The 26,401-nt window shown below is 40.3% G+C and carries 29 protein-coding genes and 1 pseudogene; 18 read left to right on the forward strand and 12 right to left on the reverse strand.

The window, feature by feature from the left end:
* Positions 1–34 precede the first annotated feature (34 nt).
* Positions 35–955 carry a Dyp-type peroxidase gene (locus GO593_RS07305; RefSeq protein WP_000126812.1) on the reverse strand — a complete coding sequence of 307 codons (921 nt, stop codon included), beginning with the start codon at positions 953–955 and terminating at the stop codon, positions 35–37.
* 158 nt (positions 956–1,113) lie between these two features.
* On the opposite strand from GO593_RS07305, the gene GO593_RS07310 reads away from it, so the two are divergent.
* A complete protein-coding gene (locus GO593_RS07310) occupies positions 1,114–1,740 on the forward strand; it encodes a LysE family transporter (protein WP_000058355.1) in 627 nt (208 codons plus the stop codon).
* 1 nt (position 1,741) lies between these two features.
* Here the strand turns inward: GO593_RS07310 and znuB are convergent, their stop codons facing one another.
* Genes znuB through GO593_RS07325 form a run of 3 tightly spaced genes read right to left on the reverse strand, consistent with a single transcriptional unit; the run spans position 1,742 to position 3,813 of the window.
* On the reverse strand, positions 1,742–2,551 hold the full coding sequence (znuB, locus tag GO593_RS07315; RefSeq protein ID WP_000970834.1) for a zinc ABC transporter permease subunit ZnuB: 810 nt from the start codon (positions 2,549–2,551) through the stop codon (positions 1,742–1,744).
* A 3-nt stretch (positions 2,552–2,554) separates the two neighbouring features.
* Entirely contained in the window at positions 2,555–3,343 is a 789-nt protein-coding gene (znuC, locus tag GO593_RS07320) for a zinc ABC transporter ATP-binding protein ZnuC (protein ID WP_001112013.1), read from the reverse strand.
* Positions 3,316–3,813 carry a transcriptional repressor gene (locus GO593_RS07325; protein ID WP_000093118.1) on the reverse strand — a complete coding sequence of 166 codons (498 nt, stop codon included), beginning with the start codon at positions 3,811–3,813 and terminating at the stop codon, positions 3,316–3,318. Before GO593_RS07325 ends, znuC begins: the two co-directional genes overlap by 28 nt.
* Positions 3,814–3,940: 127 nt before the next feature.
* Here GO593_RS07325 and GO593_RS07330 point away from each other — a divergent pair, with 127 nt between their 5' ends.
* The 10 genes from GO593_RS07330 (at position 3,941) to GO593_RS07375 (ending at position 12,116) form a co-directional block, all read left to right on the forward strand.
* Positions 3,941–4,780, forward strand: coding sequence for a metal ABC transporter solute-binding protein, Zn/Mn family (locus GO593_RS07330; RefSeq protein ID WP_000490209.1), 840 nt, complete (start codon positions 3,941–3,943; stop codon positions 4,778–4,780).
* Positions 4,781–4,949: 169 nt separating this feature from the next.
* Positions 4,950–5,348: an ATP synthase subunit I gene (locus GO593_RS07335; RefSeq protein WP_000084237.1), complete on the forward strand. Its 399-nt coding sequence runs from the start codon at positions 4,950–4,952 to the stop codon at positions 5,346–5,348.
* 104 nt (positions 5,349–5,452) lie between these two features.
* Entirely contained in the window at positions 5,453–6,328 is an 876-nt protein-coding gene (gene atpB, locus GO593_RS07340; RefSeq protein ID WP_000718586.1) for a F0F1 ATP synthase subunit A, read from the forward strand.
* Between the two features lie 84 nt (positions 6,329–6,412).
* Positions 6,413–6,658, forward strand: a complete 246-nt coding sequence (gene atpE, locus GO593_RS07345) for a F0F1 ATP synthase subunit C (RefSeq protein WP_000424060.1) — start codon at positions 6,413–6,415, stop codon at positions 6,656–6,658.
* Between the two features lie 38 nt (positions 6,659–6,696).
* Positions 6,697–7,167 carry a F0F1 ATP synthase subunit B gene (locus GO593_RS07350; protein ID WP_001024691.1) on the forward strand — a complete coding sequence of 157 codons (471 nt, stop codon included), beginning with the start codon at positions 6,697–6,699 and terminating at the stop codon, positions 7,165–7,167.
* A 12-nt stretch (positions 7,168–7,179) separates the two neighbouring features.
* Positions 7,180–7,716, forward strand: a complete 537-nt coding sequence (locus GO593_RS07355) for a F0F1 ATP synthase subunit delta (protein WP_000818997.1) — start codon at positions 7,180–7,182, stop codon at positions 7,714–7,716.
* A 46-nt stretch (positions 7,717–7,762) separates the two neighbouring features.
* Complete coding sequence (gene atpA / locus GO593_RS07360) at positions 7,763–9,307, forward strand: F0F1 ATP synthase subunit alpha (RefSeq protein WP_001186635.1); 1,545 nt, start codon at positions 7,763–7,765, stop codon at positions 9,305–9,307.
* 77 nt (positions 9,308–9,384) lie between these two features.
* Positions 9,385–10,254, forward strand: a complete 870-nt coding sequence (atpG, locus tag GO593_RS07365; RefSeq protein WP_001284971.1) for a F0F1 ATP synthase subunit gamma — start codon at positions 9,385–9,387, stop codon at positions 10,252–10,254.
* Between the two features lie 30 nt (positions 10,255–10,284).
* Positions 10,285–11,679, forward strand: coding sequence for a F0F1 ATP synthase subunit beta (gene atpD, locus GO593_RS07370; RefSeq protein ID WP_000094481.1), 1,395 nt, complete (start codon positions 10,285–10,287; stop codon positions 11,677–11,679).
* Positions 11,680–11,696: 17 nt separating this feature from the next.
* On the forward strand, positions 11,697–12,116 hold the full coding sequence (locus GO593_RS07375) for a F0F1 ATP synthase subunit epsilon (RefSeq protein ID WP_000224542.1): 420 nt from the start codon (positions 11,697–11,699) through the stop codon (positions 12,114–12,116).
* A 61-nt stretch (positions 12,117–12,177) separates the two neighbouring features.
* Here the strand turns inward: GO593_RS07375 and GO593_RS07380 are convergent, their stop codons facing one another.
* The 4 genes from GO593_RS07380 to GO593_RS07395 form a co-directional block, all read right to left on the reverse strand.
* The gene (locus tag GO593_RS07380) at positions 12,178–12,777 is read right to left on the reverse strand and encodes a hypothetical protein (RefSeq protein ID WP_000757143.1); all 600 of its coding nucleotides are present in this window, start codon (positions 12,775–12,777) and stop codon (positions 12,178–12,180) included.
* 145 nt (positions 12,778–12,922) lie between these two features.
* On the reverse strand, positions 12,923–13,468 hold the full coding sequence (locus GO593_RS07385; RefSeq protein ID WP_000194678.1) for a glutathione peroxidase: 546 nt from the start codon (positions 13,466–13,468) through the stop codon (positions 12,923–12,925).
* Positions 13,469–13,590: 122 nt separating this feature from the next.
* Positions 13,591–14,355, reverse strand: coding sequence for an AraC family transcriptional regulator (locus GO593_RS07390; protein WP_000786954.1), 765 nt, complete (start codon positions 14,353–14,355; stop codon positions 13,591–13,593).
* Between the two features lie 21 nt (positions 14,356–14,376).
* Positions 14,377–15,591 carry an MFS transporter gene (locus GO593_RS07395; protein ID WP_000372842.1) on the reverse strand — a complete coding sequence of 405 codons (1,215 nt, stop codon included), beginning with the start codon at positions 15,589–15,591 and terminating at the stop codon, positions 14,377–14,379.
* Between the two features lie 136 nt (positions 15,592–15,727).
* On the opposite strand from GO593_RS07395, the gene GO593_RS07400 reads away from it, so the two are divergent.
* On the forward strand, positions 15,728–16,378 hold the full coding sequence (locus tag GO593_RS07400; protein WP_001984979.1) for a TetR/AcrR family transcriptional regulator: 651 nt from the start codon (positions 15,728–15,730) through the stop codon (positions 16,376–16,378).
* Between the two features lie 105 nt (positions 16,379–16,483).
* On the forward strand, positions 16,484–17,404 hold the full coding sequence (locus GO593_RS07405) for a DMT family transporter (RefSeq protein WP_000084546.1): 921 nt from the start codon (positions 16,484–16,486) through the stop codon (positions 17,402–17,404).
* Positions 17,405–17,795: 391 nt separating this feature from the next.
* On the opposite strand, the gene GO593_RS07410 is transcribed toward GO593_RS07405, so the two are convergent.
* Genes GO593_RS07410 through GO593_RS07420 form a run of 3 tightly spaced genes read right to left on the reverse strand, consistent with a single transcriptional unit; the run spans position 17,796 to position 20,721 of the window.
* A complete protein-coding gene (locus GO593_RS07410; RefSeq protein ID WP_000633612.1) occupies positions 17,796–18,365 on the reverse strand; it encodes an L-threonylcarbamoyladenylate synthase in 570 nt (189 codons plus the stop codon).
* Between the two features lie 50 nt (positions 18,366–18,415).
* Positions 18,416–19,546: a DNA-processing protein DprA gene (gene dprA / locus GO593_RS07415; RefSeq protein ID WP_001984977.1), complete on the reverse strand. Its 1,131-nt coding sequence runs from the start codon at positions 19,544–19,546 to the stop codon at positions 18,416–18,418.
* 20 nt (positions 19,547–19,566) lie between these two features.
* Positions 19,567–20,721, reverse strand: a complete 1,155-nt coding sequence (locus GO593_RS07420) for a LysM peptidoglycan-binding domain-containing protein (RefSeq protein WP_000755112.1) — start codon at positions 20,719–20,721, stop codon at positions 19,567–19,569.
* 122 nt (positions 20,722–20,843) lie between these two features.
* Here GO593_RS07420 and def point away from each other — a divergent pair, with 122 nt between their 5' ends.
* The 4 genes from def (at position 20,844) to GO593_RS07440 (ending at position 24,286) form a co-directional block, all read left to right on the forward strand.
* A complete protein-coding gene (gene def, locus GO593_RS07425; RefSeq protein WP_001196539.1) occupies positions 20,844–21,374 on the forward strand; it encodes a peptide deformylase in 531 nt (176 codons plus the stop codon).
* A 36-nt stretch (positions 21,375–21,410) separates the two neighbouring features.
* Positions 21,411–21,839: a DUF2946 family protein gene (locus tag GO593_RS07430; RefSeq protein WP_000231976.1), complete on the forward strand. Its 429-nt coding sequence runs from the start codon at positions 21,411–21,413 to the stop codon at positions 21,837–21,839.
* Between the two features lie 72 nt (positions 21,840–21,911).
* Positions 21,912–24,026, forward strand: coding sequence for a TonB-dependent copper receptor (locus GO593_RS07435; RefSeq protein ID WP_001120684.1), 2,115 nt, complete (start codon positions 21,912–21,914; stop codon positions 24,024–24,026).
* Positions 24,027–24,079: 53 nt separating this feature from the next.
* Entirely contained in the window at positions 24,080–24,286 is a 207-nt protein-coding gene (locus GO593_RS07440) for a hypothetical protein (protein WP_000182542.1), read from the forward strand.
* 69 nt (positions 24,287–24,355) lie between these two features.
* Here the strand turns inward: GO593_RS07440 and GO593_RS07445 are convergent, their stop codons facing one another.
* Positions 24,356–25,570, reverse strand: a complete 1,215-nt coding sequence (locus tag GO593_RS07445) for an oxygenase MpaB family protein (protein WP_001177956.1) — start codon at positions 25,568–25,570, stop codon at positions 24,356–24,358.
* Positions 25,571–25,657: 87 nt separating this feature from the next.
* Between GO593_RS07445 and GO593_RS07450 the strand changes: the two are divergent.
* Positions 25,658–26,228 (forward strand): annotated as a pseudogene (locus GO593_RS07450) (TetR/AcrR family transcriptional regulator).
* The last annotated feature ends 173 nt before the right edge of the window (positions 26,229–26,401 follow it).

Below are 26,401 nucleotides of genomic sequence, written 5' to 3' on the forward strand. Positions count from 1 at the left end.
TAAAAAGAGGAGCTTAAGCTCCTCTTTTTATCTTTTAAGCCTCTAAAATTTCTTCTAGCAATTCTTCACTTGGTGCAAAGTAATATGCGCCGTCTAGTGGTGTCACGAAGTGCAGTAAGCGGTCATGGATGCCATCCCCACTTGTACCAAACATACGCTTTAACATGGCATCAATAATGTTCAGGTCTTTGGTGTAGGCAATGAAGAATAAGCCTTGATCACCTCGACCGTCACCGTAAGGTAAGCTGTGACGTAAAATTTCCATTTCTTCGCCTTCATCATCTTCAACGACAGTACGAGCGACATGGGCATTTTCCGGTTTAACATCATCATCTAATTCAATAGATTCAAGCTTGGTACGGCCCATGACATTTTCTTGTGCGTCGACTTTAAGTTTTTTCCATTTTTCCAAGTCGTGTGCATAGCGCTGCGCAAAGATGAAACTACCATCTGTAAATACTCCAGCACTTTCTGGGAGGAGGGCGGTTTCTGCGCGGTCGTCTGGAAATTGAGGATTTTCAGTACCATCTATAAAGCCAGTAATATCGCGACCATCGAAATAACGGAAGCAAACACGTTCATCCAAAACTTCAACTTTATCTTTAATACCTTCAAAAAATGCTTGGCTTAAAGCAAAACAAATATCAGAACGCATACTGGCAATGTGGATAAGCACATCAGCTGGTACGACGGGCATGTTGAATGCACCATTTTCTGGTTCAAGTTGTTTAAAGCCAGCAGGAGATTGACTGTAAAGCTGTTTCCAAAGTTCTGGACCAAAAGCGACTGCTGTTTTAATTTGCGCGTCTGAATGCTGAGTAATGAGACGGTCACGTGTTTCGAATAAAGCTTCGAGTTGTTCTTTTAATTCAGCAATTGTTAGATCTTTTAAACGAAGAACAATAAAACGGGCATGATCAGATGGTAATGGCAAAATGACAGATTGAGCAGTCATTAGAAGATCTCTCCTCAATTATAATTTAGTATGAGCTTTAATTATTGTGCCTGATGCGAAGAGCTGTTAGTAGTCTATTTATTGATTTTATTGTTTGAATTATCGCCGCGATAGTTTTATAAAACGGTATAATTCCACTTTTATTGTCTATTTTCGCTATGTCTTTGCAAGTTTGGTTTGCTTATATGTTGGCCTGTTGGGTCATTAGTATTTCTCCGGGAGCAGGGGCTATTGCTTCTATGTCGAGCGGCTTAAATTATGGCTTTAGACATGGCTACTGGAATGCAATTGGCTTGCAAATCGCCTTGTTAATTCAAATCATGATTGTGGCTGCAGGTGTAGGTGTTTTATTTGCAACGACACCGTTGGCTTTTCAAGCCGTTAAGTGGTTTGGGGTAGCCTATTTATTGTATTTAGCCTATTTGCAGTGGACAGCACCTGTAAAAGACATAAAAATTCAACACGAAAAAAAGGATAAATCTGTTCCTGCTCTGCTATTCAATGGATTTGTGGTCAATATCAGTAACCCTAAAGCCATCGTATTTTTATTGGCAGTTTTGCCTCAGTTCATAGATTTAAGCAAACCCCAATGGATACAATACCTGATTATGGCAGCCACTATGGTTACGATTGATTTGATTGTAATGGCTGGTTATACAGGGCTAGCTTCTAAAGTTTTAAGATTGCTACGTTCTCCTAAGCAACAAAAATATTTGAACCGTGGTTTTGCTGTCATGTTTAGTTGTGCAGCGTTATTGCTAAGTACGGTCCATCAAGCAGCCTGATTTAGGCCGCTTGAGTTTGATTTTTGATTTTTTGAACCATAAAGATAAGTGCAAAACTCAACGCCATACATAAAACAATACTGAGGCCAGTCGAAATATTAAGTGCTGCGCTTGACCATAGGCCAACACTGACACCGAGTTGAGCTAAAACAAAGGCCCAAATAACCATCTGCTTTGGTGAGTGAGCGAGTAATCGAGCGCTCAATGCTGGAATAACCAGTAGTGCCCCCATTAAAAGTGAACCTACTGCACGTAAAGCTAATACGGTAAATAAGGCTAGCAGTAACATAAAAATGAGACGCTGCCATTTCGCATTTACCCCTTCACTAATCGCAATGTCTGGATCAATGGCAATTTGAATTTGAGGCTGCCAAAAGCGATAAAGAATGGCGAGTGATACCGCAATAATTAATGTGAAAACAGGTAGGTCTGGCCAATCAATACTTAGTAAGTCACCAAACAAATAACTTAAAAGCTCCGGTCTTAAACTTGGAACATGTTGAATAAACAGGAGGCCACTACATAGTAATGTTGCTGAGCATAGGGCAAGCAAAGCATCGTTTGGTAAACGATTGTCATGTAAGGCCCACAAAATAGCGACTAATAAAATTGCTGTACCTGCCACGCCAAGCCAGAGGGGAAGGCTTAAAGCACCAGCAATTGCTACCCCAAGTAAGGTTCCATGTGCCATGGTGTCTGCAAAAAAAGACATACGTCTCCATAGCATGAGACAACCAAGTGGTGCAGTCAAAAAGACTAATAAGGTTCCCATAATCCATGCGGGTAACAATAATTGTAACCATTCCATCATGGCTTAAGCTTCCGGTTCCGGGTGAATGTGAGGTCTGCTATTGTGAGGGCAGGGGTGTGCAGCGTCACCATGCGCACAGTGATCATGATGATGTTGATAGAAAACTCGCTGAGTACCGAATATTGCTTGGTATTCAGGATGCTGCTGAATACTTTCTGGTAAGCCGCTACAGCATATATGCTTGTTTAAACAGACAACGCGTTGAGTTCCCTGCATGACCCACTGTAAATCATGGGAAACAATTAAAATAGCACAACCATAACGCTCCGGCAGACTACGTACATATTCATAAAGCTCAGCTTCTGATTGAATATCTAAGCCTTGCATGGGCTCATCAAGAACGAGGATATCTGGCTTTCTAAGTAAAGCACGTGCTAGCAGTACACGTTGGCGCTCTCCACCAGAAAGTTGCTGAACTTTTGATTGTTGTAGTTTGGCAATACCGGTGTCTTGAATAATTTCCTGACGAAGGGCAGGGCTACACTTTTCAAGATCTAATAAATCTTGTACCCGTAAAGGAAGACTATGAGATGGATTAAATTTCTGAGGCACATAAGCCATTTTTAGTTTTTTATTGCTTATGACGCGTCCACTACTTGGCTTTAAAATACCAAGTAGAACTTTAATTAAAGTTGATTTACCTGCGCCATTGGGACCAATTAAGGTCACAATTTCATTTTCATGCAGGGCAAAATCAACTTTTTTTAATATATCCCGTTGATCACGATGAACAGAGACCTGTTCAAGTTGAATCAATACAGGATTTAGCGAGCTGTGCGGCACTGCTGGCATTTCCCCGAAATTTCTATAATGCTGTGTTGTGCTGCGAAATCATCTAAAGCTGCAAGTTGGTCAAGTTGTTGGGTTAGACCTTGTGAAGATGCTTCTTTAACCGTGTGACATTCGGTACAAATCAGGAATGCAGCCTGATGACCTTCACGTGGGTGACAGCATGGTATATAAGCATTAATAGATGTTAAGCGATGAATAAGACCCTTTTCTAATAAAAAGTCTAAAGTTCTATAAACAGTAGGAGGGGCGGCAGGGCGATCTGTTTGACTTTTAATACGTGCTAATAAGTCATAGGCACCCATAGGACCTGAAGCATTTAAAATGAGTTCAAGAACTTCTTTACGCAAAGGCGTAAGGCGTGCACCGACCGCAGTACATAAAGTTTCTGCTTCAGCTAAACGACTTGCGACATTATGGTGATCATGTACACCATGCAAAGAATCATGATGTTCATGCATGCAAGAACTCATAGACATAACCTCAAATTTTTAATGGAATATTAGCATGAAGCGGTGCTTCATTCGATTAATCTTAGGTATTTTTGTAACTTTGTTATATTATAACATGCTTCGAGCTATTACTAATTGATGGTCTGTCATGTTCCGCGTTTTTGTTTTCAGTATGTTCTCTCTTATGAGTACGTTAGGTTGGAGTCAGGGTTTGGTTGTCTCTACGCACCCAATCTATTTGATTGCAAAAGAAATTACCAAAGGAGTTGAAGAACCCCAGTTATTGCTTCAAGGGCAAAGTGGGCATGATGTACAGTTAACACCGGCACACCGTAAAGCAATTAACGATGCTTCTTTAGTGATCTGGTTAGGAAAAGCTCATGAAGCTCCGCTCAACAAATTGCTAAGTAACAATAAGAAAGCAATTGCTTTGTTAGATAGCGGTATTCTTTCTATTTTGCCGCAGCGCAATACACGGGGGGCTGCGCTACCAAATACTGTGGATACGCATGTCTGGCTAGAACCAAACAATGCAGTACGTATTGGCTTTTTTATTGCAGCTTTACGTTCACAACAGCATCCTGAAAACAAAGCGAAGTATTGGAATAATGCGAATACATTTGCACGAAATATGTTACAGGCGGCTCAAGCTTACGATAGCTCAAGCAACGGTAAACCGTATTGGTCTTATCATGATGCTTATCAATATTTGGAGCGTTCGCTAAACTTAAAGTTTGCGGGTGCCTTAACGGATGATCCGCATGTAGCTCCTACAGCGGCACAAATAAAGTACCTTAATGATAGTCGACCAAAAGCTCAGATGTGTTTACTTGCAGAAAGTTTTACAACAAAAGGGCAATATCAAAAACTGGGTAGTATTACCTTCCAACCCGTTGATGAAAGTATGAATAATGAAGATAATTTTGTAACAGCATGGAAGAAACTGGCGATAAAAACTGATAAATGTGTATTAAATACGCAAAAGTGAGATAAAAAGTAAACAAAGGCTGACTGTAGCGTCAGCACCACCTGTCACGAAAAACCCCGACTAAAGTCGGGAAAAGATTGCATGTTCAGGGGTGTAACTCTATAATGCCTGCGATTAAAAGCGATCATCAGCTAAACTTGTCAAGCATTTATGCTGTGAGTGGATAAAAATGAGCCAAACTAGTCGCTTGATTGACCGACGATTAGCAAAAGCTTTGGTCTTCTTACAAGCATGCATGATCCCTGTTTCCGCACTTGTGGCGTGGAGCATAAAAGACATGACAGCAGCATTAAGTGCGGCACTTGGTGCATTGGTCTGCTGGCTTGCTACGAGCTATTTTGCGTGGCAATCCTTCAGAACTGCAGGTGCGAGAGCATCTAAACAAGTGCTGTCTAACATGTATAGGGGCATGTTAGGCAAATTTGCAATCATGATCGTTGGATTTATTTTGATTTTGAGCAATGTTAAACCTTTATCACCGTTAGCATTGCTGTTTGGTTTTATTCTCGTTCAAGCGATGTCGTGGGTTGCTCCTTTTTGGGTGTCACGTCTACAAAAACGGGTATAGAAACAAGAAGAATTGAAGATTTTTTGGAGGGTGGCGAGATATCGACAGTACGCCGATGTTCGTTTCCCTTCTTTTTAGTAATTGACATTGACCAGGTGTGATTTATGGCTGCTGAAGAACATGCCCTCACTTCGACAGAGTATATCAAGCATCACTTGACCAATATGACCTATGGCAAAATGCCAGATGGTACATGGAAATTGGCTGAGACTGCTGAAGAAGCTCATTCGATGGGGTTCACTGCAATTCACTTGGATTCAATGGGTTGGTCAATTGGCCTTGGTGTGATTTTCTGTTTGTTATTTTGGATAGTTGCGAGAGCTGCAAATGCTGGCGTTCCAACAAAATTCCAATCTGCAATTGAAATGATCATTGAGTTTGTTGACTCAAGTGTCCGTGATACTTTTCATGGCAAATCACGTTTAATCGCTCCACTTGCACTCACTATTTTCGTGTGGATTTTCCTCATGAACTTAATGGACTTGATCCCAGTTGACTGGATTCCTCAAGTTGCTGCATTTGTGGGTGCTAACGTATTTGGTATGGACCCTCACCACGTTTACTTCAAGATCGTTCCATCTACAGATCCAAACATTACCCTTGGTATGTCTTTATCTGTGTTTGTACTTATCTTGTTCTACAGCATCCGCGAAAAGGGTGTTGGCGGTTTCGTAGGCGAGTTGGCACTTAACCCATTTAACCCAAGTAATCCAGTTGCAAAAGCGTTGCTTATTCCAGTGAACTTGATTTTGGAATTGGTAACATTCCTTGCTCGTCCTATTTCATTGGCTCTCCGACTATTCGGTAACATGTATGCCGGTGAGTTGATCTTTATCCTGATCGCATTATTGCCGTTCTGGATTCAATGGGCGTTATCTGTGCCTTGGGCGATCTTCCACATTCTTGTAATCACGTTGCAGGCATTCATCTTTATGATGCTTACCATCGTTTACTTGAGCATGGCAAGCGAAAAACATTAATGGTATTGCCTAACTGTCAAACGATGGTTGGGCTGAATTTTTTTAATTTAATTTGGTAATAACCTAACCTCTGAGGAATTTTTCATGGAACTCACTTTAGGTCTAGTTGCAATTGCATCTGCTATCTTGATCGCTTTCGGTGCTTTGGGTACTGCGATTGGTTTTGGTCTTTTGGGTGGTCGCTTTTTAGAAGCTGTTGCTCGTCAACCAGAATTAGCTCCACAACTTCAAACTCGTATGTTCTTAATCGCGGGTCTTCTTGATGCTGTGCCTATGATCGGTGTTGGTATTGGCTTGTTCTTCATCTTCGCTAATCCATTTGTAGGTTAATCAGCTTAATTCCTAAATCCACTATTTGAGGAATTGCAATGAATATCAACCTCACATTGATTGGTCAAGCGATTGCGTTTGCGTTTTTTGTCGCATTCTGCATGAAGTTTGTTTGGCCACCACTAATCAATGCGATTAGTGAGCGTCAGCGCAAAATCGCTGATGGCTTAAATGCAGCAGAAAAAGCGAAAGCTGACCTTGCCGATGCACAAGCGCAAGTAAAGCAAGAGCTTGATGCGGCTAAAGCACAAGCGGCTCAATTGATCGAACAAGCGAACCGTCGTGCAGCGCAATTGATCGAAGAAGCTCGTACTCAAGCTGCGGCTGAAGGTGAGCGTATTCGTCAACAGGCTAAAGAAGCTGTTGATCAGGAAATCAATTCTGCTCGCGAAGAATTACGTCAACAAGTAGCTGCCTTGGCAGTAACTGGTGCAGAAAAGATCCTGAACCAACAAGTTGATGCAGAAGCTCATAACGCCATGCTGTCTCAGCTGGCTGCTAAACTTTAAGCGAGGCGAATTATGGCTGAACTCTTGACGTTGGCACGTCCGTATGCCAAAGCAGCATTTGCTTATGCTTCTGAGCAAGGTGCAACAGACAATTGGTCGAATGCGTTACGAGTGCTCAGTGCTGCGGTGCAAGACGAAGCATTTTCCGCTTATTTAAATCGCCCTGAACTTACTCCTGCGGAGCAAGTGAAGCTTTTTGCTAAAGTTTTAGGTGAAGATCAGTCTCAAGCAGTGTCTAACTTTTTGACACTTCTTGCAGATAACGATCGATTAGTGTTGTTACCTGAAATTGCAGCAGAATATGAACAGCTTAAATCACAGAATAACAACAATGTGGATGTCGTGATTGAATCGGCTTTCCCGTTAACTGCTGAACAAGAGCAACTGTTGAAATCTGCTTTAGAAAAGCGTTTTAACAGCACAGTAACTGTTTCAGTTGAAGTTAAACCTGAGCTTATTGCAGGTGTTGTAATTCGTGCAGGCGATCAAGTGATAGATGATTCTGCGCTTAACAAGCTTGAAAAAATGCGTACTCGTCTTCTTGCATAATGCAAATGATGAAGACTGAACTAATAAAAGATTGAGGAATAGCGCAATGCAACAACTGAATCCATCCGAGATCAGTGCGCTCATTAAACAGCGTATCGGAGATCTGGACACCAGCGCGACCGCTAAAAACGAAGGTACCATTGTTATGGTATCCGACGGTATCGTGCGTATTCACGGTCTTGCTGATGCAATGTACGGTGAAATGATCGAATTCGACGGCGGCTTATTTGGTATGGCACTGAACCTAGAACAGGATTCAGTGGGTGCCGTTGTTTTAGGTAACTACCTAAGCCTTCAAGAAGGTCAAAAAGCTCGTTGTACAGGTCGTGTTTTAGAAGTTCCAGTTGGTCCTGAACTTCTTGGCCGTGTCGTAGATGCTTTGGGTAACCCAATTGATGGTAAAGGCCCAATTGATGCAAAATTAACTGATGCTGTTGAAAAAGTAGCACCAGGTGTAATTTGGCGTCAATCTGTAGACCAACCTGTTCAAACTGGTTATAAATCAGTTGATACCATGATTCCTGTGGGTCGTGGTCAGCGTGAGTTGATTATTGGTGACCGTCAAACTGGTAAAACAGCAATGGCGATCGATGCGATTATCGCTCAGAAAAACTCTGGCATTAAATGTGTATACGTTGCGATTGGTCAAAAACAATCAACAATTGCAAACGTTGTACGTAAGCTAGAAGAAACTGGCGCTATGGCGTATACAACTGTTGTCGCTGCTGCGGCTGCTGATCCTGCTGCAATGCAGTATTTAGCTCCGTACTCTGGCTGTACAATGGGTGAATACTTCCGTGACCGCGGTGAAGACGCTCTTATCATTTATGATGATTTGTCTAAGCAAGCTGTTGCTTACCGTCAAATTTCATTGCTTTTACGTCGTCCACCAGGTCGTGAAGCGTATCCAGGTGACGTATTCTATCTTCACTCACGTCTTCTTGAACGTGCTTCACGTGTATCTGCTGAATACGTTGAGAAATTCACTAATGGCGCAGTAACTGGTAAAACTGGTTCTTTAACTGCATTGCCAATTATTGAAACTCAAGCAGGTGACGTATCTGCATTCGTACCAACAAACGTAATTTCGATTACTGACGGTCAGATCTTCTTAGAAACATCATTATTCAACGCAGGTATCCGTCCTGCTGTGAACGCGGGTATCTCTGTATCTCGTGTTGGTGGTTCTGCTCAAACTAAGATCATCAAAAAATTGTCTGGTGGTATCCGTACCGCTTTAGCGCAATACCGTGAATTGGCTGCGTTTGCTCAGTTTGCTTCTGACCTTGATGAAGCAACTCGTAAACAACTTGAACATGGTCAACGTGTAACTGAGTTAATGAAGCAAAAACAATATGCTCCTTACTCAATTGCTGACCAAGCTGTTTCTGTTTATGCATCTAACGAAGGCTATATGGCTGACGTAGAAGTTAAGAAAATCGTAGACTTTGATGCTGCGTTAATTGCTTACTTCCGTTCAGAATATGCTCCGTTGATGAAACAAATCGATGAAACTGGTGACTACAACAAAGACATCGAAGCAGCAATCAAAGCTGGTATTGAAAGCTTTAAAGCGACTCAAACTTACTAAGTTCAGTTTTAGTTAAGTTTGGTTCACGGATCAACCTTCGGAAGCTCGAAAGGGCTTTCGAATACTAGGTTAAGCGTATGGCAAATTTAAAAGAAATTCGCGCCAAAGTAGCTAGTATCAAGAGCACGCAAAAGATTACTCGCGCGATGCAAATGGTAGCTGCTTCAAAAATGCGTCGTGCGCAAGAGCGCATGGCTCAGGGCCGTCCGTATGCCGATAATATGCGCCGTGTAATTGCTCACTTGGTACAAGCAAACCCTGAATACAAACACCGTTATATGGTGGACCGCCCAGTTAAGCGTGTTGGTTACATCATTGTATCTTCAGATCGCGGTTTGGCAGGTGGTTTGAACATTAACTTGTTCAAGAAAGTTGTGCAGCATGTCAAAGCACAACAAGAGCAGTCAATTGAAGTTCAATTTGCTTTGATTGGTCAAAAAGCGGTTTCGTTTTTTAAGAATTACGGCGGTAAAGTGCTGGGTGCAACCACTCAAATTGGTGATGCCCCTAGTTTGGAACAGTTAACTGGCTCAGTGCAAGTTATGCTTGATGCATTTGATAAAGGCGAATTAGATCGTATCTATCTCGTATCAAATGGTTTCGTCAATGCAATGACACAAAAGCCTAAAGTTGAGCAACTTGTTCCTTTAGCACCAGCAGAAGAAGGCGATGACCTCAACCGTACTTATGGTTGGGATTACATCTATGAACCAGAAGCAGAAGAATTGCTAAATGGTTTATTAGTTCGCTATATCGAGTCTATGGTTTATCAAGGTGTGATTGAAAACGTCGCATGTGAGCAATCTGCACGTATGGTCGCAATGAAAGCAGCGACAGATAACGCAGGTCAGCTTATCAAAGACTTACAACTCATCTATAACAAGCTGCGTCAAGCCGCGATTACTCAGGAAATCTCTGAGATCGTTGGTGGTGCCGCTGCCGTTTAACATTATTAAGTTTGAATTGAGGAGACAGCAATGAGTAGCGGTCGTATCATTCAGATCATCGGCGCGGTTATCGACGTCGAGTTTGAGCGCACAAGCGTTCCAAAGATCTATGACGCTCTCCAAGTTGACGGTACTGAAACTACTTTAGAAGTTCAGCAACAACTTGGTGATGGTGTTGTTCGTACCATCGCAATGGGTTCTACAGAAGGTCTTAAACGTGGTCTTACTGTAACTAGCACAAACGCACCGATCTCTGTTCCAGTTGGTACAGCCACTCTTGGCCGTATCATGGACGTTTTAGGTCGTCCTATCGATGAAGCAGGTCCTGTTGCGACTGAAGAACGTTTGCCGATTCACCGTCAAGCGCCTTCTTATGCTGAACAAGCAGCTTCTACTGACCTTTTAGAAACTGGTATTAAAGTCATCGACTTACTTTGCCCGTTTGCGAAAGGTGGTAAAGTTGGTTTATTCGGTGGTGCTGGTGTTGGTAAAACCGTTAACATGATGGAATTGATCAACAACATCGCGAAAGCACACTCAGGTTTATCTGTGTTTGCTGGTGTTGGTGAGCGTACTCGTGAAGGTAATGACTTCTATCACGAAATGAAAGATTCTAACGTTCTTGACAAAGTAGCAATGGTCTACGGTCAGATGAACGAGCCACCAGGTAACCGTTTACGCGTAGCGTTAACTGGTTTGACTATGGCTGAATACTTCCGTGATGAAAAAGACGAAAACGGTAAAGGTCGTGACGTATTATTATTCGTCGACAACATCTACCGTTATACACTTGCAGGTACTGAAGTATCAGCATTGTTAGGTCGTATGCCATCTGCGGTAGGTTACCAACCTACACTTGCAGAAGAAATGGGTGTTCTTCAAGAGCGTATTACATCTACTAAATCTGGTTCGATCACTTCGATCCAAGCAGTATATGTACCTGCCGATGACTTAACAGACCCATCGCCTGCAACTACATTTGCTCACTTAGACGCAACAGTAGTATTGAGCCGTGACATCGCATCTTCTGGTATCTATCCAGCGATCGATCCACTTGACTCAACTTCACGTCAGTTAGACCCATTAGTTGTTGGTCAAGAGCACTATGAAATTGCGCGCGCAGTACAAAACGTATTGCAACGCTATAAAGAGCTTAAAGACATCATCGCAATCTTGGGTATGGATGAATTGGCAGAAGAAGATAAATTGGTTGTTTACCGTGCGCGTAAAATCCAACGTTTCTTCTCTCAACCATTCCACGTAGCTGAAGTATTTACTGGTGCTCCTGGTAAATTAGTACCACTTAAAGAAACGATTCGTGGCTTTAAAGGTCTATTAGCTGGTGAATACGATCACATCCCAGAACAAGCGTTCTATATGGTTGGTGGTATTGACGAAGTGATTGCTAAAGCTGAGAAACTCTAATTTAAGGAGATCATCTCATGGCGACTATGCAATGTGATGTCGTAAGTGTTAAAGAGTCAATTTACTCTGGCGCAGTGACGATGTTAATCGCGAAAGGTGCAGGTGGTGAACTTGGTATTTTGCCTGGTCACGCTCCACTTGTAACCTTGCTTCAACCGGGCCCGATTCGTGTTCTGTTGGAAAATGGTACAGAAGAAATCGTCTATGTATCTGGCGGTGTTTTAGAAGTTCAACCTCATGTTGTGACGGTTCTTGCAGATACTGCAATCCGTGCTGACAATTTGGATGAAGCTGCAATTTTAGAAGCACGTAAAAATGCTGAACAATTGCTTGCAAACCAAAAGAGTGATTTGGACTCAGCTGCTGCGTTGGCTGCCTTGGCAGAAACCGCTGCACAGCTTGAAACTATCCGTAAAATCAAAAACCGCGCTCAATAAGACGCGGTTCGAGATTGAAAAAGCCACCTTTCGGTGGCTTTTTTTATTGCTAAAAAGAAAATTAAGAATCAGCTTTTGAATCTGATTTTTCATCTCCTGCCATAATCATAGCAGCGAGCTTGACCATATCCATTTGGATGGTATTAAGTTGCTTTTCAATTTGGTCGAAATTAATTTGCTCTAATTTCCCATTTAATAAAGGCATGCTTAAAGCTTGCTGGTTTGCCTGTAGTAGGCTTTGACGGATATTTTCAACTTCCTGACTTCTGATATCTAAACCAAGTAAAGCTTGGTTTAAACCTTCTAACTGTGCTTTCAAAGTCGTCACAGTTGTTTTTAGCTCATGCTGATCTTTATCTTGAATGGCTTGTTCAACGTCAAGTTGAGTGTCCTTGAGCTTTTCGATATAGTCGCCAGCCTTTAACTGTAAGTTAGCGGCATCACGAACGATATAAAAAACATTACCATTTTTTAATTCAGTTTTATTTTGTGTAGCTGTGATTTCTTGTTGAGAGTCATCAGCTTGTTCTGATATTTGATCGTTAGTCTGAACGGATTCTTGTTCCTTTGCATGGTCTTGTGCCTGATCACATCCAAGTAACAACATACCTGAAGCAAAAATCACAAATGGGAAAAATGCACCTTGTAAAACTTTTTTCATAACTACAAACAATACCAACTGAAGCAAGTAGGTACTATATGCATAAAATATGTAGAAATAAGGTATTGTTGCAAATGAACAACATTTTGAGTAGACAATAAAAAAGGAGTGCTATAGCACTCCTTTTATTAGTTTGATGCAAAAATTATTTAGCTAATTCCGCTTCAACTGCTTTTACAATTTGTTCATCGTCTGCCGTTAAGTTAGGAGCAAAACGCGCAACAACTTCACCGTTTTTATTTATTAGGAATTTCTCGAAGTTCCATAACACTTCAGGGGCAGGGTTAGTAGGAATACCTAAACCTTCTAAGCGCTCACGGAAAGGACCTTCTCCAATACGTTCTGGTTGAGCTGTTGTTAGCACTTGATAAAGTGGATGTTTATCTTCGCCAGCTACAGAGATTTTAGAGAAAAGTGGGAAATGAACATCGTAGTTTAATGAGCAGAACTGTTGAATTTCTTCATCCGAACCAGGCTCTTGTTCTTTAAAGTTGTTTGCAGGGAAGCCTAAGATTTCAAGACCTTGATCTTTCTTTGCTTGATACAGCTTTTCTAAACCTTCGTATTGTGGAGTTAAACCACATTTAGACGCTGTGTTTACGATTAATAAAACTTTCCCTTTATATTGGTCAAGGTCAACCGTTTCGCCTGAAATAGCTTTTACTGGAATATGATATACAGATTGAGTCATGAGTCTTTCCTGAAGATTGTAATTGATATCAAGTAACGCATTTGTTTTAACTGCTATTCTTGAGTAGTGCAATAATATTCGTGTTCAAAAAATAAAAAGATATACAAAAGCAGTTTTACTATCTAATTATTTCTGATTTGAACAGGTGTTTGGCCTGTATATCTTTTAAAAAATTCGATAAAACTTGAGCTGTGTTGATATCCTAAATCGTATGCTAGGCGTTTAATCGGTGTTCCTTGACGGATCTGATGAATGGCGTAAACAATTTTGGCTCGATTACGCCATTCGGATAGTGAAAGTTGTAGTTCTTGTTGGCTTAAGCGTAATAAATGACGATCACTGACAGAAAAGTTCTGAAGTAGCTGCTGTAAAGAGAGATTAAAAAGTAATGGGTCTGAAAGCTTTTCTAAAATTGGCAGTAAAACAGGATGCCGTGTTTGTGGTAAATAATGAGAATAGGCGGGTGCTTGTTGTAATTGATCGAATAAAACCTGTAAAAGATGTTCTAAATATTCAGGCTTTTCCGTTTGTTTTTGCTGTTCCAATATTTGTAAAACTAAGGTTCGAAAGAAGGGCTGAATACTAAAGCATCGGCAGATATCTCCTAAAATAGAGCAAAGCCGAGGATGTAAACGAATGCAGATATAATGAATTTCATGATCGATATGGGTAGATTGATGAACCGTTTGAGGGGGAATCCAAAGCCCATAGCTTGGAGGAGACAAGTATATTTGCTCTTCTACCTGTATTTCTAAAATACCATTTAAACTAAAATTGAAATCGCCCCATAGTGAAGCATGAGGACGAACAATATCTTCTTTCTCGTATAGAAATTCATGAACTTCTATACTCTCTAATAAAGAAAATTGTTGGTCCTCATTTTTCATGGGTCTACTCTAAGTAATATTCTAATTTTCACATGTTGCTTTGGGATTGTTTAAACCTTTGGCTAAGGTAAATGTACTAATTAAAGCTAAGGCAACGAAGCTTAATACCCCATAAATTAGAGTATTTTCATTGAAATGATCAACTACATAACCACCTAATAATGATCCTGTAGCAATCATGACTTGGAACATACCAACAAAAAGCGGCATACCTTTTTCTACAGCATGAGGTGCGTGTACAAACATCCAAATATTGGCAGAGGTAGGGAATGCGCCAAATGCGAAGCCCCATAATGCTGTAAGGACAATGGCACCAAACTCATGGATAGCAAAGATTGGGAAGCCAAAGAATACAATGGCAAAACATGTTCCAACGAAAGCTAAGGTATACCGAACATTTAAATTACCACTGTACCCTGCAAATGCATTGCCAAAAATACCGGCTATTCCGTAAAGCAATAATAATGAGCTAATAGTTGTGCCATTAAACCCGGCTACATTTTTAAAGAAAGGGGCTAAATAACTATATGCACAGAAGTGAGCAAGCCCAATTAATAAAACAATAAGCATGCCGCTACGTGCTTTAGGTGTGCGTAATAATGCAGGTAAATCGCGAATATGTATTGCTGACTCTGGTAAAAGTTTTGGTAAGAAAATAAGCTGAAGCACTAATACAACAAGACCGATAGCAGCTGTAATTCCAAAGGCACTGCGCCACCCATAAAACTCACTTAACCATGTTCCAATCGGTACACCTAGTACAGTGGCGAAAGTTACACCAGCCATTACTACAGCAGTTGCTTTGGCAATAGGTAAATTTGCAGGTGCGAGCTTACCGCTTAAGGCAATTGCTGTTGCCCAGAAGCCACCAATTGAAATCCCTAAAATCAAACGGCTCAATAATAAAACATGAAAGTTTTCTGCAAAAGCCGTAATGGTATTGGCAATCACCATAATAGCAGTCAGTAAAATAAGCACATAACGACGGTCGAGTTGCTTTACTGAAACGGGTAATAGAGGGGCTGCAATCGCTGCCATAATGCTGGGTACTGTAATAATAAGACCTGCTGTACCTACAGAAATGTGTAAATCGGCTGCAACGCTATTTAAGACACCAACAGGTAAAAATTCACTCGTTACCAAGGCAAAGGCTGCGATGGCAACAGCCAAAATAGCAAACCAGCTCCCTTGTGTGGAAGTCATGGGTCGTGCTTTAGAGGTAGTAGATTGGTCCATAAAGAAATCCTTACTTTGCTAAATTCGAAGTGAAGAAAGGCAAATTTATAATTAACTAACGATCATTATGAAAATAAAATAGTTGATAAAAAATTGAACGTCAATTAATTTAATAACGATTGTTATAAAAATAGATGTGATCTTTATGACAAATAGGCATGAAACAGATCTTGTTAATGAGGACACGTTAAAAAAGAAGCGTGGACGCCCTAAATGCTTTGATGAGCAGCAAGTGTTAGAGAAAGCTATGTTACTTTTTTGGGAACATGGCTATGAAGCCACCTCTATTAGTGACTTAACACATGCTTTAGAAATTACAGCGCCGAGCCTATACAGTGCTTTTGGCGATAAGGCAGGTTTGTTTTACAAAAGTATTGACTACTATCTCGCTCATGAAGCATGTCCTATTGAAACGATATTTTTAGAAGCAAAAACTGCAAAAATTGCTTTTGAGTTATATCTTTATGACAATGTAAAACGATTGGTTCAACCTAATAAGCCAGCAGGTTGTATGTTGGTAGTTGCTGCTATGAACTGTTCTGATGCCACACAAGAGGTACAGCAAAATCTTTTAGATAAGCGAATAAAGACCAAAGAAAAATTATTAAAACGTCTCGAACAAGGTGTAGAGCAGGGCGATTTGCCTACTAATGCCCCTCTACAAGAAATGACTGATTTTTATGCGACTGTTATTCAGGGGCTTACCATTCAGGCCAGAGATGGTGCAAGTACCGAACAATTACATAAAGTGGTAGAACATGCCATGAAAGCTTGGACATTATTTTAAAAAATAAATGATGTCTTAAGTTCAATATCAATGTCGGAAATACGATATTTCAATTTATTAAGACATTCTTCAAAATAAAGTCTCTTTTGTAGTTGGTGTATTACTATGAGTCAGGTCATGAAATATCACAAATGGGCATTTATTTTTCCCATTCTGGCAGTACTGATTTGGTCTTTAAATATTGTAGTCACCCGCTATGTCTCGGACTATATTTCTCCGGTAAGTATCAGCTTTTATCGGTGGTTAATCGCTTTTATTATTTTGACTCCATTTATGTTTTTGTCTGTTTGGAGACAAAGACGACTAGTAATACCCTATTTACCTAAGCTTGCTGTGTTAAGTGCATTTGGGATGGTGCTTTATCAAGGCTTGGCTTATACGGCTGCCCATTATACTAGTGCAACCAATATGGGGATTGTGAATGCATTTATTCCCATCTTTACGATCTTTGTTTCGCTTGCCATTTTAAAAGATGTGCCTAATCGCTTTGCAGTTTTTGGCAGTATTTTGTCTTTTGCTGGTCTGCTATACGTTATGTCCCAAGGAAATATTAATAAGCTTTTAAGTGGTGGCGGGCACCTTGGCGATGCATTGATGATTATTGCCGTATTCTTCTATGCATTTTATGGAGTTTTCTTAAAGAAATGGCAGCTCCCACTTCCAATTATGACAAGCTTATACGTTCAGATTGGGTTTTCCGTGCTGTTCCATCTTCCTTTAATTTTCTGGTTTGGTCTGGATGCCTTAAATGCACAAAATGCGCCAAGTGCAATTTATGCCGGTGTATTTGCTTCACTCATTGCGCCGCTAGTTTGGATGTTAGCCGTACAACAACTTGGGCCAAATAGAACCAGTATCTTTATGAATCTTGTGCCAGTGTTCACCGCCATTATTGCAAGTATCTGGTTATCTGAACAATGGACCATATATCACACCTTCGGCGGAATTATGATTCTGGTGGGCATTATCATGGCACAAAAGAAGGTTAATTCTAAAAAATCAGATCTTTTGCCAGAGCAAAATTAAGAATCATAAAAAAACTATGGCATATTTTTAAAAAAAGTGATGAAAATATGCCAGTTTTTTATCAATCTAAGCTTTTCTATATGATTTATAAATATATTTATGAAAAGATTGTGTAACATAAATATTAAAAAAGGCCAATAAAAATATTAATATAATTTTAATTCAACTGCTAAAAACGCCAAATTCCCTACACTTTTCATGCTTTTTTTAGAGAAATAATATATTTCTCACATTAAGTCTCTTGCCACATAATAGCGACCACTACGAAAGATGCTCTTTTAAGCAATTTTTCTTTCGTTCCAGAGATATCCAAACCCTCTGGATGTGGTATATACCCATCCTTTTTTATGCTCAGTTATCCCTATATAACTGAGCTTTTTTTTGTCTGGAATTAAGGACGTATCACTTCACCAGTTAAGGCGTTAATGATGCGGCTTGGCTGTTGGCTTTGGCCTAAATCACCATTGAGATAGTTTAATTGTGAACCAAAGTATTGGCAGGCATCTTGTAAAGAATGTGCAGGTTCTTGTCCACTAGGGTTGGCACTCGTCGATACAATAAAACCATGAAAAGCATTGCATAAAGCGACACATAAAGGATGTGTCGTTACACGTACTGCAACAAGAGGATGCTCGCCTTTAATCCATGAGGGGATGTGTTGATCAGCAGGTAATAGCCAAGTTGTGGCTCTTTCTGATGGTTGATGGTTTGTCCAGCAATCAATAATTTCTTGCTGAGTAGTTTGCGGTAAGGAAGTTAGTAGATGTTCTACTTGACTAATATGGCCAGCCAATAAAATGACGCCCTTTTCAATAGGACGCTGTTTCAATTCAAGAATTTTTTGAAAAGCTTGTTCATTAAATGGATCACAGCCTAGTCCCCAGACTGCCTCAGTTGGATATGCCAAAACTTGACCTTGTTGTAAACATTCGGCTGCTTCGGTCACTGAGGTCGTAATCATGGTAATACTTTCCTTTCAATCAAACAGAATCGCTATTGTGCGCTCTAATACTAAGAACGACAACGTAAATACAGCCCTGATTGTTGCATACATAAACCGAGTAGTTCTAGTTCCATTAGTGAAGAGGTCAGTTCAGAAACTGGAATATTATGGTGAACTACAAGTTGGTCAATATTTTGTCCCACCCAGTCTAAAGACTGATAAAGGTCAATCAAATGCTCAGGAATTTCTGGAGTATTCGTATTAGCTTCTTCAGTTTGATTTTGTTGCTGACTTTGCCATTGGGTTGGTAAAGCAAGATCCTCAATAATCTGTTCAGGATGGTCGATTAAAATTGCACCTTCACGGATAAGTTGATGGCATCCTTGATGAAACTCGCTATAAATATGGCCCGGAATCGCGAATACGGTTTTACCTTGTTCAGCAGCTTTATTGGCCGTGATGAGTGAGCCACTTTTTAATGTCGCTTCTACCACCAAAACGCCTAAACTCAAACCGCTGACAATTCGGTTTCTACGTGGAAAATGCTGTTGTAATGGCGGTGTACCCGGTAAAAACTCAGTAATAATGGCGCCGTTTTGAGCCAAAATATGTTCTGCAAGTTTTTTATTTTGAGCTGGATAAGTAGTGTCTAAGCCCGTACCCGTCACTGCAATGGTACGTTGATGAGTAGATGCACCTTGATGAGCGGCTTCATCAATGCCATAAGCCAGACCACTACTAATGAAAAAGCCCTTTTCACTTAAGTAGTAAGCAAAATCATAAGCGACCTGTCGTCCATGTGGGCTTGGCTTTCGGCTACCGACAATCGCAATTTGAGGTTGCAATAAAGCTTGCGCTTGACCTTTCCCAAAAATAATAGGTGGGTGATCTGTATAAGGAAGTAATTGAGTGGGATAGCCAGAGTCATCCGGCGTTAAAATAAAATCCGTATGCTGACGAACTTGTTGTACAAGTTGTTCAAACTGCGCTTGACCTTGGGGCGTTTGAAATTCGTTTACACGCTTTAAGTGATTAGCATGTAGCCCCAGAGAGGACCACTTTGCTAAACCATCAGGTTGAGTGGCTTTTTCACAATTTCCAAAATAATCAATAATTTTTTTAAAGCTGACTAAAGAGTGCTGCACCAAATACCACACTTTAAGTGTGTGGTAGTGGTGTGAAGAAAGTTGAGTGAGCATTGTAAAAGGTACATCCAGCATTAATCATTAAATTGAGGTGGCTGAATGCTTGAACCAACCTTAATTGGTAAATCGCTCTCTAAAACATAAGCATAACTTAGCTGATCAAAAGTTCTAAAAACCATTAGACTGCCAATTTGTTGGCCAGGAAGTTGAATTACTTCTTTGGTTTTAGGGTCGCGAATTGATTCACCTTGTTGGGTAATATCAAAAACTTGGCCTACTTGAACGCCTTGGGTTGTACCGCGGTCCAAAGTCACTACACTATTTTTTGCAGCTCTACCAATTGAACCCATGACACGAATAATCTTGCCACTATCCGTCACTTGCTTCGCATCTACTGGGTAAAATAATGTTGGCAAAGTAGCTTGCTCTTCAGGCATAACACGATCACCACGACGAACTTCAGCGTTATAACTATCTGTTAGTTCTAATGTAGTAATATCTTTTTCAGAAGATACCGCAACACCTGAAGCAACCTGTAGTAACTCAATCCCTAAACTATGCTTTTTACCTTTATTGTCTGTGAAATAGTAAGGTTCACCTTCTCGGTAGACTGCATAACGCTGCCCATTAATTAAGCCTTGTCCTCGTGCATAAATAGTCTGGCCTTTTCCTGCAAGAACACGTTGATCGGCTGTACCAACAATATAAGGTGTGTTGGTAATTGAGTCGGCTGGTAAAATAGTACTGTTCTCTAACCACTGTTTAATATGTTCAAGTGGAATAACCGGAACGCTATTATTTAATGCTTCGACGCGAACTTGTGGTTGTAGGTTTGTGGTTTGACCTGTATAGCGGCGAATAATACCGACACAACCATCGCCCTCATCTTTACCGACTAAAGGACGCCCATCTAGGTTACATAATAGTAATCGGTCACCCGGATAGATCCAGTGTGGATTTTTAACATGTTGGTTGCTCGCCCAGATTTCAGGCCAACGCCATGGTTTATTTAGAAAATGTCCTGAAATATCCCATAAAGTATCCCCACGTTTTACAACATATACATTGGGTGCATTACTTTTAAGTGAGGGTGGATTATGGTTCGGACTGGTTGCATGAACCTCTGCTATCGTACCGATTGTGACACCTGTACAGAGCGCCAAAGCAAGTAAATGCTTCTTTATCCCCAAGGCATGAAAATTAACCATGCCGTCAAAAACCTTTTTCATTATGATAATTCCTAAAAATTATGTGTGCAGTTGCGTTATAATGGGCGGCTTACACACAATTTTTCGATGAAGTATTTCCTTCATTTGGTTTTTCAATCAATGGCATAAGTGAGGACGACAGTATGGCCTTATTACCTATTTTAAGTTTTCCTGATCCCCGTCTTCGTACCATTGCTAAGCCCGTTGAAGAAGTTACTGATGAAATTCGTCAACTTGCAGCAGATATGTTTGAAACCATGTATGCGGCACCAGGTATCGGTTTAGCAGCTTCTCAGGTCGATCGTCATATTCAGCTTATCGTCATGGATTTGTCTGAATCTAAAGATGAACCTATGGTTTTCATTAACCCCAAAGTAACTCCGCTGACTGAAGAGACGCAGCCGTACGAAGAAGGCTGTCTATCAGTGCCACAAATATACGACAAAGTTGATCGCCCGTCACGCGTGAAAATTGAGGCAATTAACCTTGAAGGTCAAGCATTTGAGATAGAAGCTGACGGACTTCTCGCTGTTTGTATCCAACATGAAATGGATCACTTAAATGGCAAATTGTTTGTGGATTATTTGTCGCCACTTAAGCGTCAGCGTGCGCGTGAAAAAGTCGAAAAAATTGTTCGCCAACGCGAACGTGAAAAAGTTGCGGTAAAACGTTAATATTTTTCAAACACCAATATAGTGTGGATGTGATTTTTGGTTTTTCGTAGTGGTTTGCTGCTTGCCTGTGCAGCAGTATTTTTACAGATTGCGGTATTTCTACAGCCGCTATTACCGAAGCAATATCAAATTGCTCCGGTCTGTGAAACTATTACCCGTGCTTTGCTTAAACCTAAAGCACAGTCGGAAGCCATGTCACATGCCATGCACCATTCACATCACCAGCATCATATCGAACAGGCACAAGTACCTGACCATCATGATCACCATGATGCGAACCATCAGTGTCAATATTGTACCGTTTATGCCAATCTGGTTTTACCACCTGAATTTGGCGTAAAAGAGGTGCTTGTTCGTATACAAGTTCGCTTAGTCGCGTATCAACAAGCTTTCCGGCATGTTTACTTTGCGCTACAGCGACTTTTCCTACTCCCGCAAGGACGTGCGCCGCCTCTATTTGCATAAATAAAAGCAATTTTTGTTGGGGTCTTAACTGACTTCGATATCACTTTATTTATGTTTTAGAGCGTATAAAAAATGCCACATTCTAAATTTTTACTACAACCTTTATGGGTTGCGATGCTTGCTGTCTCTCATTCGGGTCTAGTGTTTGCCGAATCAGAAAAAAATGATGCCGAAACCAACACACTTCATTCATTAGCACCTATTGTTGTTACAGCACAGCAAGGCAATGATGCAAACGGTTTGATCGTACACGCAGATCCAAAGCAACCGATTCAGCCAGTCCCTGCCACAGATGGCGCAGACTATCTGCAAAGTATTATGGGTTTTAATTCAATTCAAAGCGGTGGAACAAATGGTGATGTGACATTCCGAGGTATGTTTGGTTCACGTATTAAAATTCTAACGGATGGCACAGAGAACTTGGGCGCCTGCCCAAACCGAATGGATGCTCCAACTTCTTATATTTCACCAGAAAGTTATGACCGGATTTCTGTGATTAAGGGACCACAAACGGTTCAATATGCCAATACTGGTTCAGCTGCAACAGTTCTATTTGAACGTCAGCCTGAAAAGCTTACTTCTGAAAAACCTTATCGCGGTCAAGCGAGTGTCTTGCTAGGTTCATATGGGCGTATTGACCATAATGTTGAAGCGGCCATTGGCGATGAGAAAAAATATATCCGTTTAAATGCCAACCGTTCAGAATCGAATAGTTATCAAGATGGTGATGGCAATACCGTGCCATCAGCATGGAAAAAGTGGAATGCTGATGTAGCGCTTGGCTTTACTCCAGATGAAAACACGTGGGTCGAAATCACGGGTGGGAAATCTGATGGTGAATCGCTTTATGCTGGACGTTCAATGGATGGTTCTCAGTTTGCGCGTGAAAGTTTAGGGCTTCGTTTTGAAAAGAAAAATATCACTGATGTGATCAAGAAAATTGAAGGGCAAGTGAACTATAGCTATAACGACCATATTATGGATAACTTTAGCTTGCGTACACCACCATTAGTTGAAATGAATCATGGTGGTATGACCATGCTGATGCCAAATGCAATGGCCATGCAAGTGACACGCCGTACATTAAACTCACGTTTGGCAATGACTTCTGAATGGAACAAATGGAGTTTGACCACAGGCGTTGACTCTCAATTTAATAAACATGGTGGCAGCATGTCATCGCCAACAATGCCTTCTATGAATGTTCCATATCGTCAAGATATGCGTTTTCAATCATACGGCGCTTTTGGTGAACTTGGTTATCAATGGAACGATCAAAATAAGCTGGTTACAGGTGCACGTTTAGATCGAGTCACAGTTGAAGATGAACGTACTGATTCTCAAGCAAAAGGCTTTAACACGAAGCTTGAAAAGACTTTGCCAAGCGCATTTGTTCGCTGGGAAAATCAACATCCTGAGCATGACCTAAAAAGTTATATTGGTTTAGGTTATGTAGAGCGTATGCCTGATTATTGGGAACTTTTCTCGCCTAAACATGGTAATGCGGGTTCAACCAATACTTTTAACGGTGTGAATCCTGAGAAAACACTACAGTTGGACCTGGGTTTTCAGCAACAACATGGTGCTTTAAACACATGGGCTTCTGCCTATGCAGGTTTAGTAGATGACTACATATTAATGAGTTACCACCATCACCCAAGTATGGGAATGGATGGACATGATATGAGCCATGATATTACTGCGGGAGCCAAAAATGTCGATGCAACCATCGCTGGTGCAGAAGCGGGTATTGGGTACCAATTCACTGACCGTATTCAGGCAGATTTGAGTGCGATGTATGCGTGGGGCAAAAACACCACAGATGACAAACCTCTACCTCAAATTTCACCTTTAGAAGGTCGTTTAAATATTCGCTATGTGGCTGACAAATATAACTTAGGTCTGTTATGGCGAGCTGTTGCTGAGCAAAAACGTGTGAGTCTACATCAAGGTAATATCGTGGGATATGACCTAAAACCAAGTAAAGGTTTTTCAACACTTTCTTTAAACGGAAGTTATAACCTTCGTAAAGATATTGATGTCTCTGTTGGCATTGATAATGTATTAGATAAGACCTATACCGAACACTTAAATAAAGCGGGTAGTGCAGGCTTTGGATTTGCGAGCGAAGAGCAGTTTAACAATATCGGAAGAAATTACTGGGTTCGTATGAGTATGAAGTTTTAATAAGCTTTAGCGAATTAAAGAACTGAAATTATTAATTTAATGAGAGAAATGAAATGACTAATAAATTATCGCCTGAACAGTCTTGGTGGGGATGGAAGTTACTTATTGTGGCTTCTATCTTGAGTGTATTGTTTATGATTATTTTTTACTTGGCCATCAACAATGAGCCTGACTACATGCCAAGTCAAAAAAAGAAGCAGATGATGGAGTCACATGAGCAAATGAATCACGCTGAAATGCATAGTTCATCAGCTCAATAAGGTTCTTAATAGTTGAAAATGGAAGTCTGGATAACGGGCTTCCATTTTTTGCTTTTTTAGATTCCAGAATTATTGATGCATACTTGCTAAGGTTTTTGCCTTACCTTGATTCTGATAAAGCGTTAAGCCAAGTTTTTGTATATTACGGCCTGATTTAGATAAAAACTTTTCAACTTTTGGTGAAAGCTTTGCGCCATTATAAAGTAGTAAATTACGCACAATTAAATAATAAGCAAACCATGAGGCAGATTGCTGAGGCAATCCGAGTAGTTTCATTCTTTTCTTACCAATAAAAAATTGGGTAAGTTCTAAATGTTGTCGATAAGCAAGTTTCTGCTGTAAAGAGCGTAAATGCAGATATTTTCTCTCAAAAGGTTCTTTCGACAAGCTCAATCCTAATTCAATACTGCTGTGATCGGAGCGGGGATGAGCAAACTGCATCCAGTAAAGTAACCTCCAACCCTCAGGTTCAGACTGAATAAGCCATTTTTCATCAATACCCATTAACCAACCAACATAACGCCAGAAATGTAAAAAACTCTTTGCCTCTTGTTTTGTTGGCCATATACCTAAAGCTCTAATACCGAGTAAAACGACACTGCTAAAAGCCAAATTAGTCATTGCTAAATCAAATTGATTAAGAGGAATTCCCCAAACCTCACTATCCCAACGGTCAGACTTTTTTAATTGCCGGCGAACGAGTGCATGAATAAAGCGAACATAAATCGTTGACGTAAAACCTGCACTCAAACGAGAAAGCCCTTGGGGTTCAGTAATATCCACCCACCATTTTGTGGTTTCTGCTAAACGTGTTCCCGCTTCTTTTTTTAATGCACCCGTTAAAATTAGGGGTTGATTAAATCCTGGATATAAATATCCCGCCATTAAGGATAAATCTCTAAGAATAAAACCATTATTTATTCCTAAACGATGGGTAAATTTAACAGCCTCATCGATTTGGCGCTGATCTAACCATTCAGGCTTTTGTTCAATGTAATTAAAGAAATTCTCTAACTCAGTAGGTATAGGCTCAGAGAGTTCATCACGGCCTTGAAATAATATCTTCTCAAAAATTATTCGGTGATCTTTGGGATTTTGCATAATCCAATCAATCACCTTGTCCATTTCAATATCCCCTTCATAAAGGGCATGTTGTAAAGACACATATTCCGTATAGCTTGGTTGTACTGGTTTTTCACAACAGATATTTAAAAACTGAGTAAAGAAATTACTGTCTTGCATGTCATTAAAAGAAGCAAGTCGAGTCGGGCTAATCATTTGCATATCGTTACTTACTTATTGAACTGAATAATAAATAGGCTAATATGAATAATTATTCGCATTCAATTCGCATTTAACGAATAAAAAACGATGAGAAAAGTCCCACAGCAACAGCGTTCAAAAATTATTGTTGACCATATTTTAGAGGCGACACAGCAGTGTATCGCCCAGTATGGATTACTACATACGACGACACCTAAAATTGCAGAGAAATCTGGAGTAAGTGTTGGGTCGATTTACCAATACTTTGAGAATAAAGATCAAATCATAGAAGAACTATTGCGCCGTAAAAGCGAATTGCTGGGGCAACAACTTAAAGAATTAGTTGTGCGACAAGGAAATATTCCTTTAGAGCTGCTCATTCCCTTAGCAATAGAGTTGGGATTTAATGCATTAAAAGCCGATCATGGATTTTTTATAGAAGTGCTGAAACACTGGCATGACTATAGTCATTCGCAAGCTGCTCAGATTTTAGAAAAGCATTTTTTTGAAGTAGGGCTATATACATTCAGTAGAAATCCTCATCAGTGGGACTTCGAACAGGTAAAGTATAAATCCTTTGTAATTATTAATAGTACGCTTTTTACGATGATGCGTTATGTAAGCCAAAACAATTTTCTTATCTCAGAACAACAACTTAAGCGAGAATTATCAAGCATGATACTGGCTTATTTAAGTCAAAAATAAAAAATTAAAATAATTATTTATATAAAACAAAGGCTTAACATTGGTGTTGATTTAAAAATAAACGCTCGAGTCATTAAATTTTAATTTTCGCTTGCAAAGGGAGAGAGATGGTCTATAATGCACATCCATCGGCGGTGATGCAGATAG

The sequence above is a fragment of the Acinetobacter baumannii genome, from assembly GCF_009759685.1.
Taxonomy (GTDB): domain Bacteria; phylum Pseudomonadota; class Gammaproteobacteria; order Pseudomonadales; family Moraxellaceae; genus Acinetobacter; species Acinetobacter baumannii.

What these genes read in the sequence shown, in the direction of transcription:
- GO593_RS07375 (WP_000224542.1), top strand. Translation starts at nt 11,697, where the DNA reads ATGGCGACTATGCAATGTGATGTCGTAAGTGTTAAAGAGTCAATTTAC.
- GO593_RS07435 (WP_001120684.1), top strand. Translation starts at nt 21,912, where the DNA reads ATGCCACATTCTAAATTTTTACTACAACCTTTATGGGTTGCGATGCTT.
- GO593_RS07390 (WP_000786954.1), bottom strand. Translation starts at nt 14,355, where the DNA reads ATGAAAAATGAGGACCAACAATTTTCTTTATTAGAGAGTATAGAAGTT.
- GO593_RS07385 (WP_000194678.1), bottom strand. Translation starts at nt 13,468, where the DNA reads ATGACTCAATCTGTATATCATATTCCAGTAAAAGCTATTTCAGGCGAA.
- GO593_RS07330 (WP_000490209.1), top strand. Translation starts at nt 3,941, where the DNA reads ATGTTCCGCGTTTTTGTTTTCAGTATGTTCTCTCTTATGAGTACGTTA.
- GO593_RS07410 (WP_000633612.1), bottom strand. Translation starts at nt 18,365, where the DNA reads ATGATTACGACCTCAGTGACCGAAGCAGCCGAATGTTTACAACAAGGT.
- GO593_RS07445 (WP_001177956.1), bottom strand. Translation starts at nt 25,570, where the DNA reads ATGCAAATGATTAGCCCGACTCGACTTGCTTCTTTTAATGACATGCAA.
- GO593_RS07395 (WP_000372842.1), bottom strand. Translation starts at nt 15,591, where the DNA reads ATGGACCAATCTACTACCTCTAAAGCACGACCCATGACTTCCACACAA.
- GO593_RS07355 (WP_000818997.1), top strand. Translation starts at nt 7,180, where the DNA reads ATGGCTGAACTCTTGACGTTGGCACGTCCGTATGCCAAAGCAGCATTT.
- GO593_RS07420 (WP_000755112.1), bottom strand. Translation starts at nt 20,721, where the DNA reads ATGAAAAAGGTTTTTGACGGCATGGTTAATTTTCATGCCTTGGGGATA.
- znuB (WP_000970834.1), bottom strand. Translation starts at nt 2,551, where the DNA reads ATGATGGAATGGTTACAATTATTGTTACCCGCATGGATTATGGGAACC.
- atpB (WP_000718586.1), top strand. Translation starts at nt 5,453, where the DNA reads ATGGCTGCTGAAGAACATGCCCTCACTTCGACAGAGTATATCAAGCAT.
- GO593_RS07335 (WP_000084237.1), top strand. Translation starts at nt 4,950, where the DNA reads ATGAGCCAAACTAGTCGCTTGATTGACCGACGATTAGCAAAAGCTTTG.
- GO593_RS07310 (WP_000058355.1), top strand. Translation starts at nt 1,114, where the DNA reads ATGTCTTTGCAAGTTTGGTTTGCTTATATGTTGGCCTGTTGGGTCATT.
- atpD (WP_000094481.1), top strand. Translation starts at nt 10,285, where the DNA reads ATGAGTAGCGGTCGTATCATTCAGATCATCGGCGCGGTTATCGACGTC.
- GO593_RS07350 (WP_001024691.1), top strand. Translation starts at nt 6,697, where the DNA reads ATGAATATCAACCTCACATTGATTGGTCAAGCGATTGCGTTTGCGTTT.
- GO593_RS07405 (WP_000084546.1), top strand. Translation starts at nt 16,484, where the DNA reads ATGAGTCAGGTCATGAAATATCACAAATGGGCATTTATTTTTCCCATT.
- GO593_RS07305 (WP_000126812.1), bottom strand. Translation starts at nt 955, where the DNA reads ATGACTGCTCAATCTGTCATTTTGCCATTACCATCTGATCATGCCCGT.
- atpE (WP_000424060.1), top strand. Translation starts at nt 6,413, where the DNA reads ATGGAACTCACTTTAGGTCTAGTTGCAATTGCATCTGCTATCTTGATC.
- atpA (WP_001186635.1), top strand. Translation starts at nt 7,763, where the DNA reads ATGCAACAACTGAATCCATCCGAGATCAGTGCGCTCATTAAACAGCGT.
- def (WP_001196539.1), top strand. Translation starts at nt 20,844, where the DNA reads ATGGCCTTATTACCTATTTTAAGTTTTCCTGATCCCCGTCTTCGTACC.
- GO593_RS07440 (WP_000182542.1), top strand. Translation starts at nt 24,080, where the DNA reads ATGACTAATAAATTATCGCCTGAACAGTCTTGGTGGGGATGGAAGTTA.
- GO593_RS07325 (WP_000093118.1), bottom strand. Translation starts at nt 3,813, where the DNA reads ATGAGTTCTTGCATGCATGAACATCATGATTCTTTGCATGGTGTACAT.
- dprA (WP_001984977.1), bottom strand. Translation starts at nt 19,546, where the DNA reads ATGCTCACTCAACTTTCTTCACACCACTACCACACACTTAAAGTGTGG.
- atpG (WP_001284971.1), top strand. Translation starts at nt 9,385, where the DNA reads ATGGCAAATTTAAAAGAAATTCGCGCCAAAGTAGCTAGTATCAAGAGC.
- GO593_RS07380 (WP_000757143.1), bottom strand. Translation starts at nt 12,777, where the DNA reads ATGAAAAAAGTTTTACAAGGTGCATTTTTCCCATTTGTGATTTTTGCT.
- znuC (WP_001112013.1), bottom strand. Translation starts at nt 3,343, where the DNA reads ATGCCAGCAGTGCCGCACAGCTCGCTAAATCCTGTATTGATTCAACTT.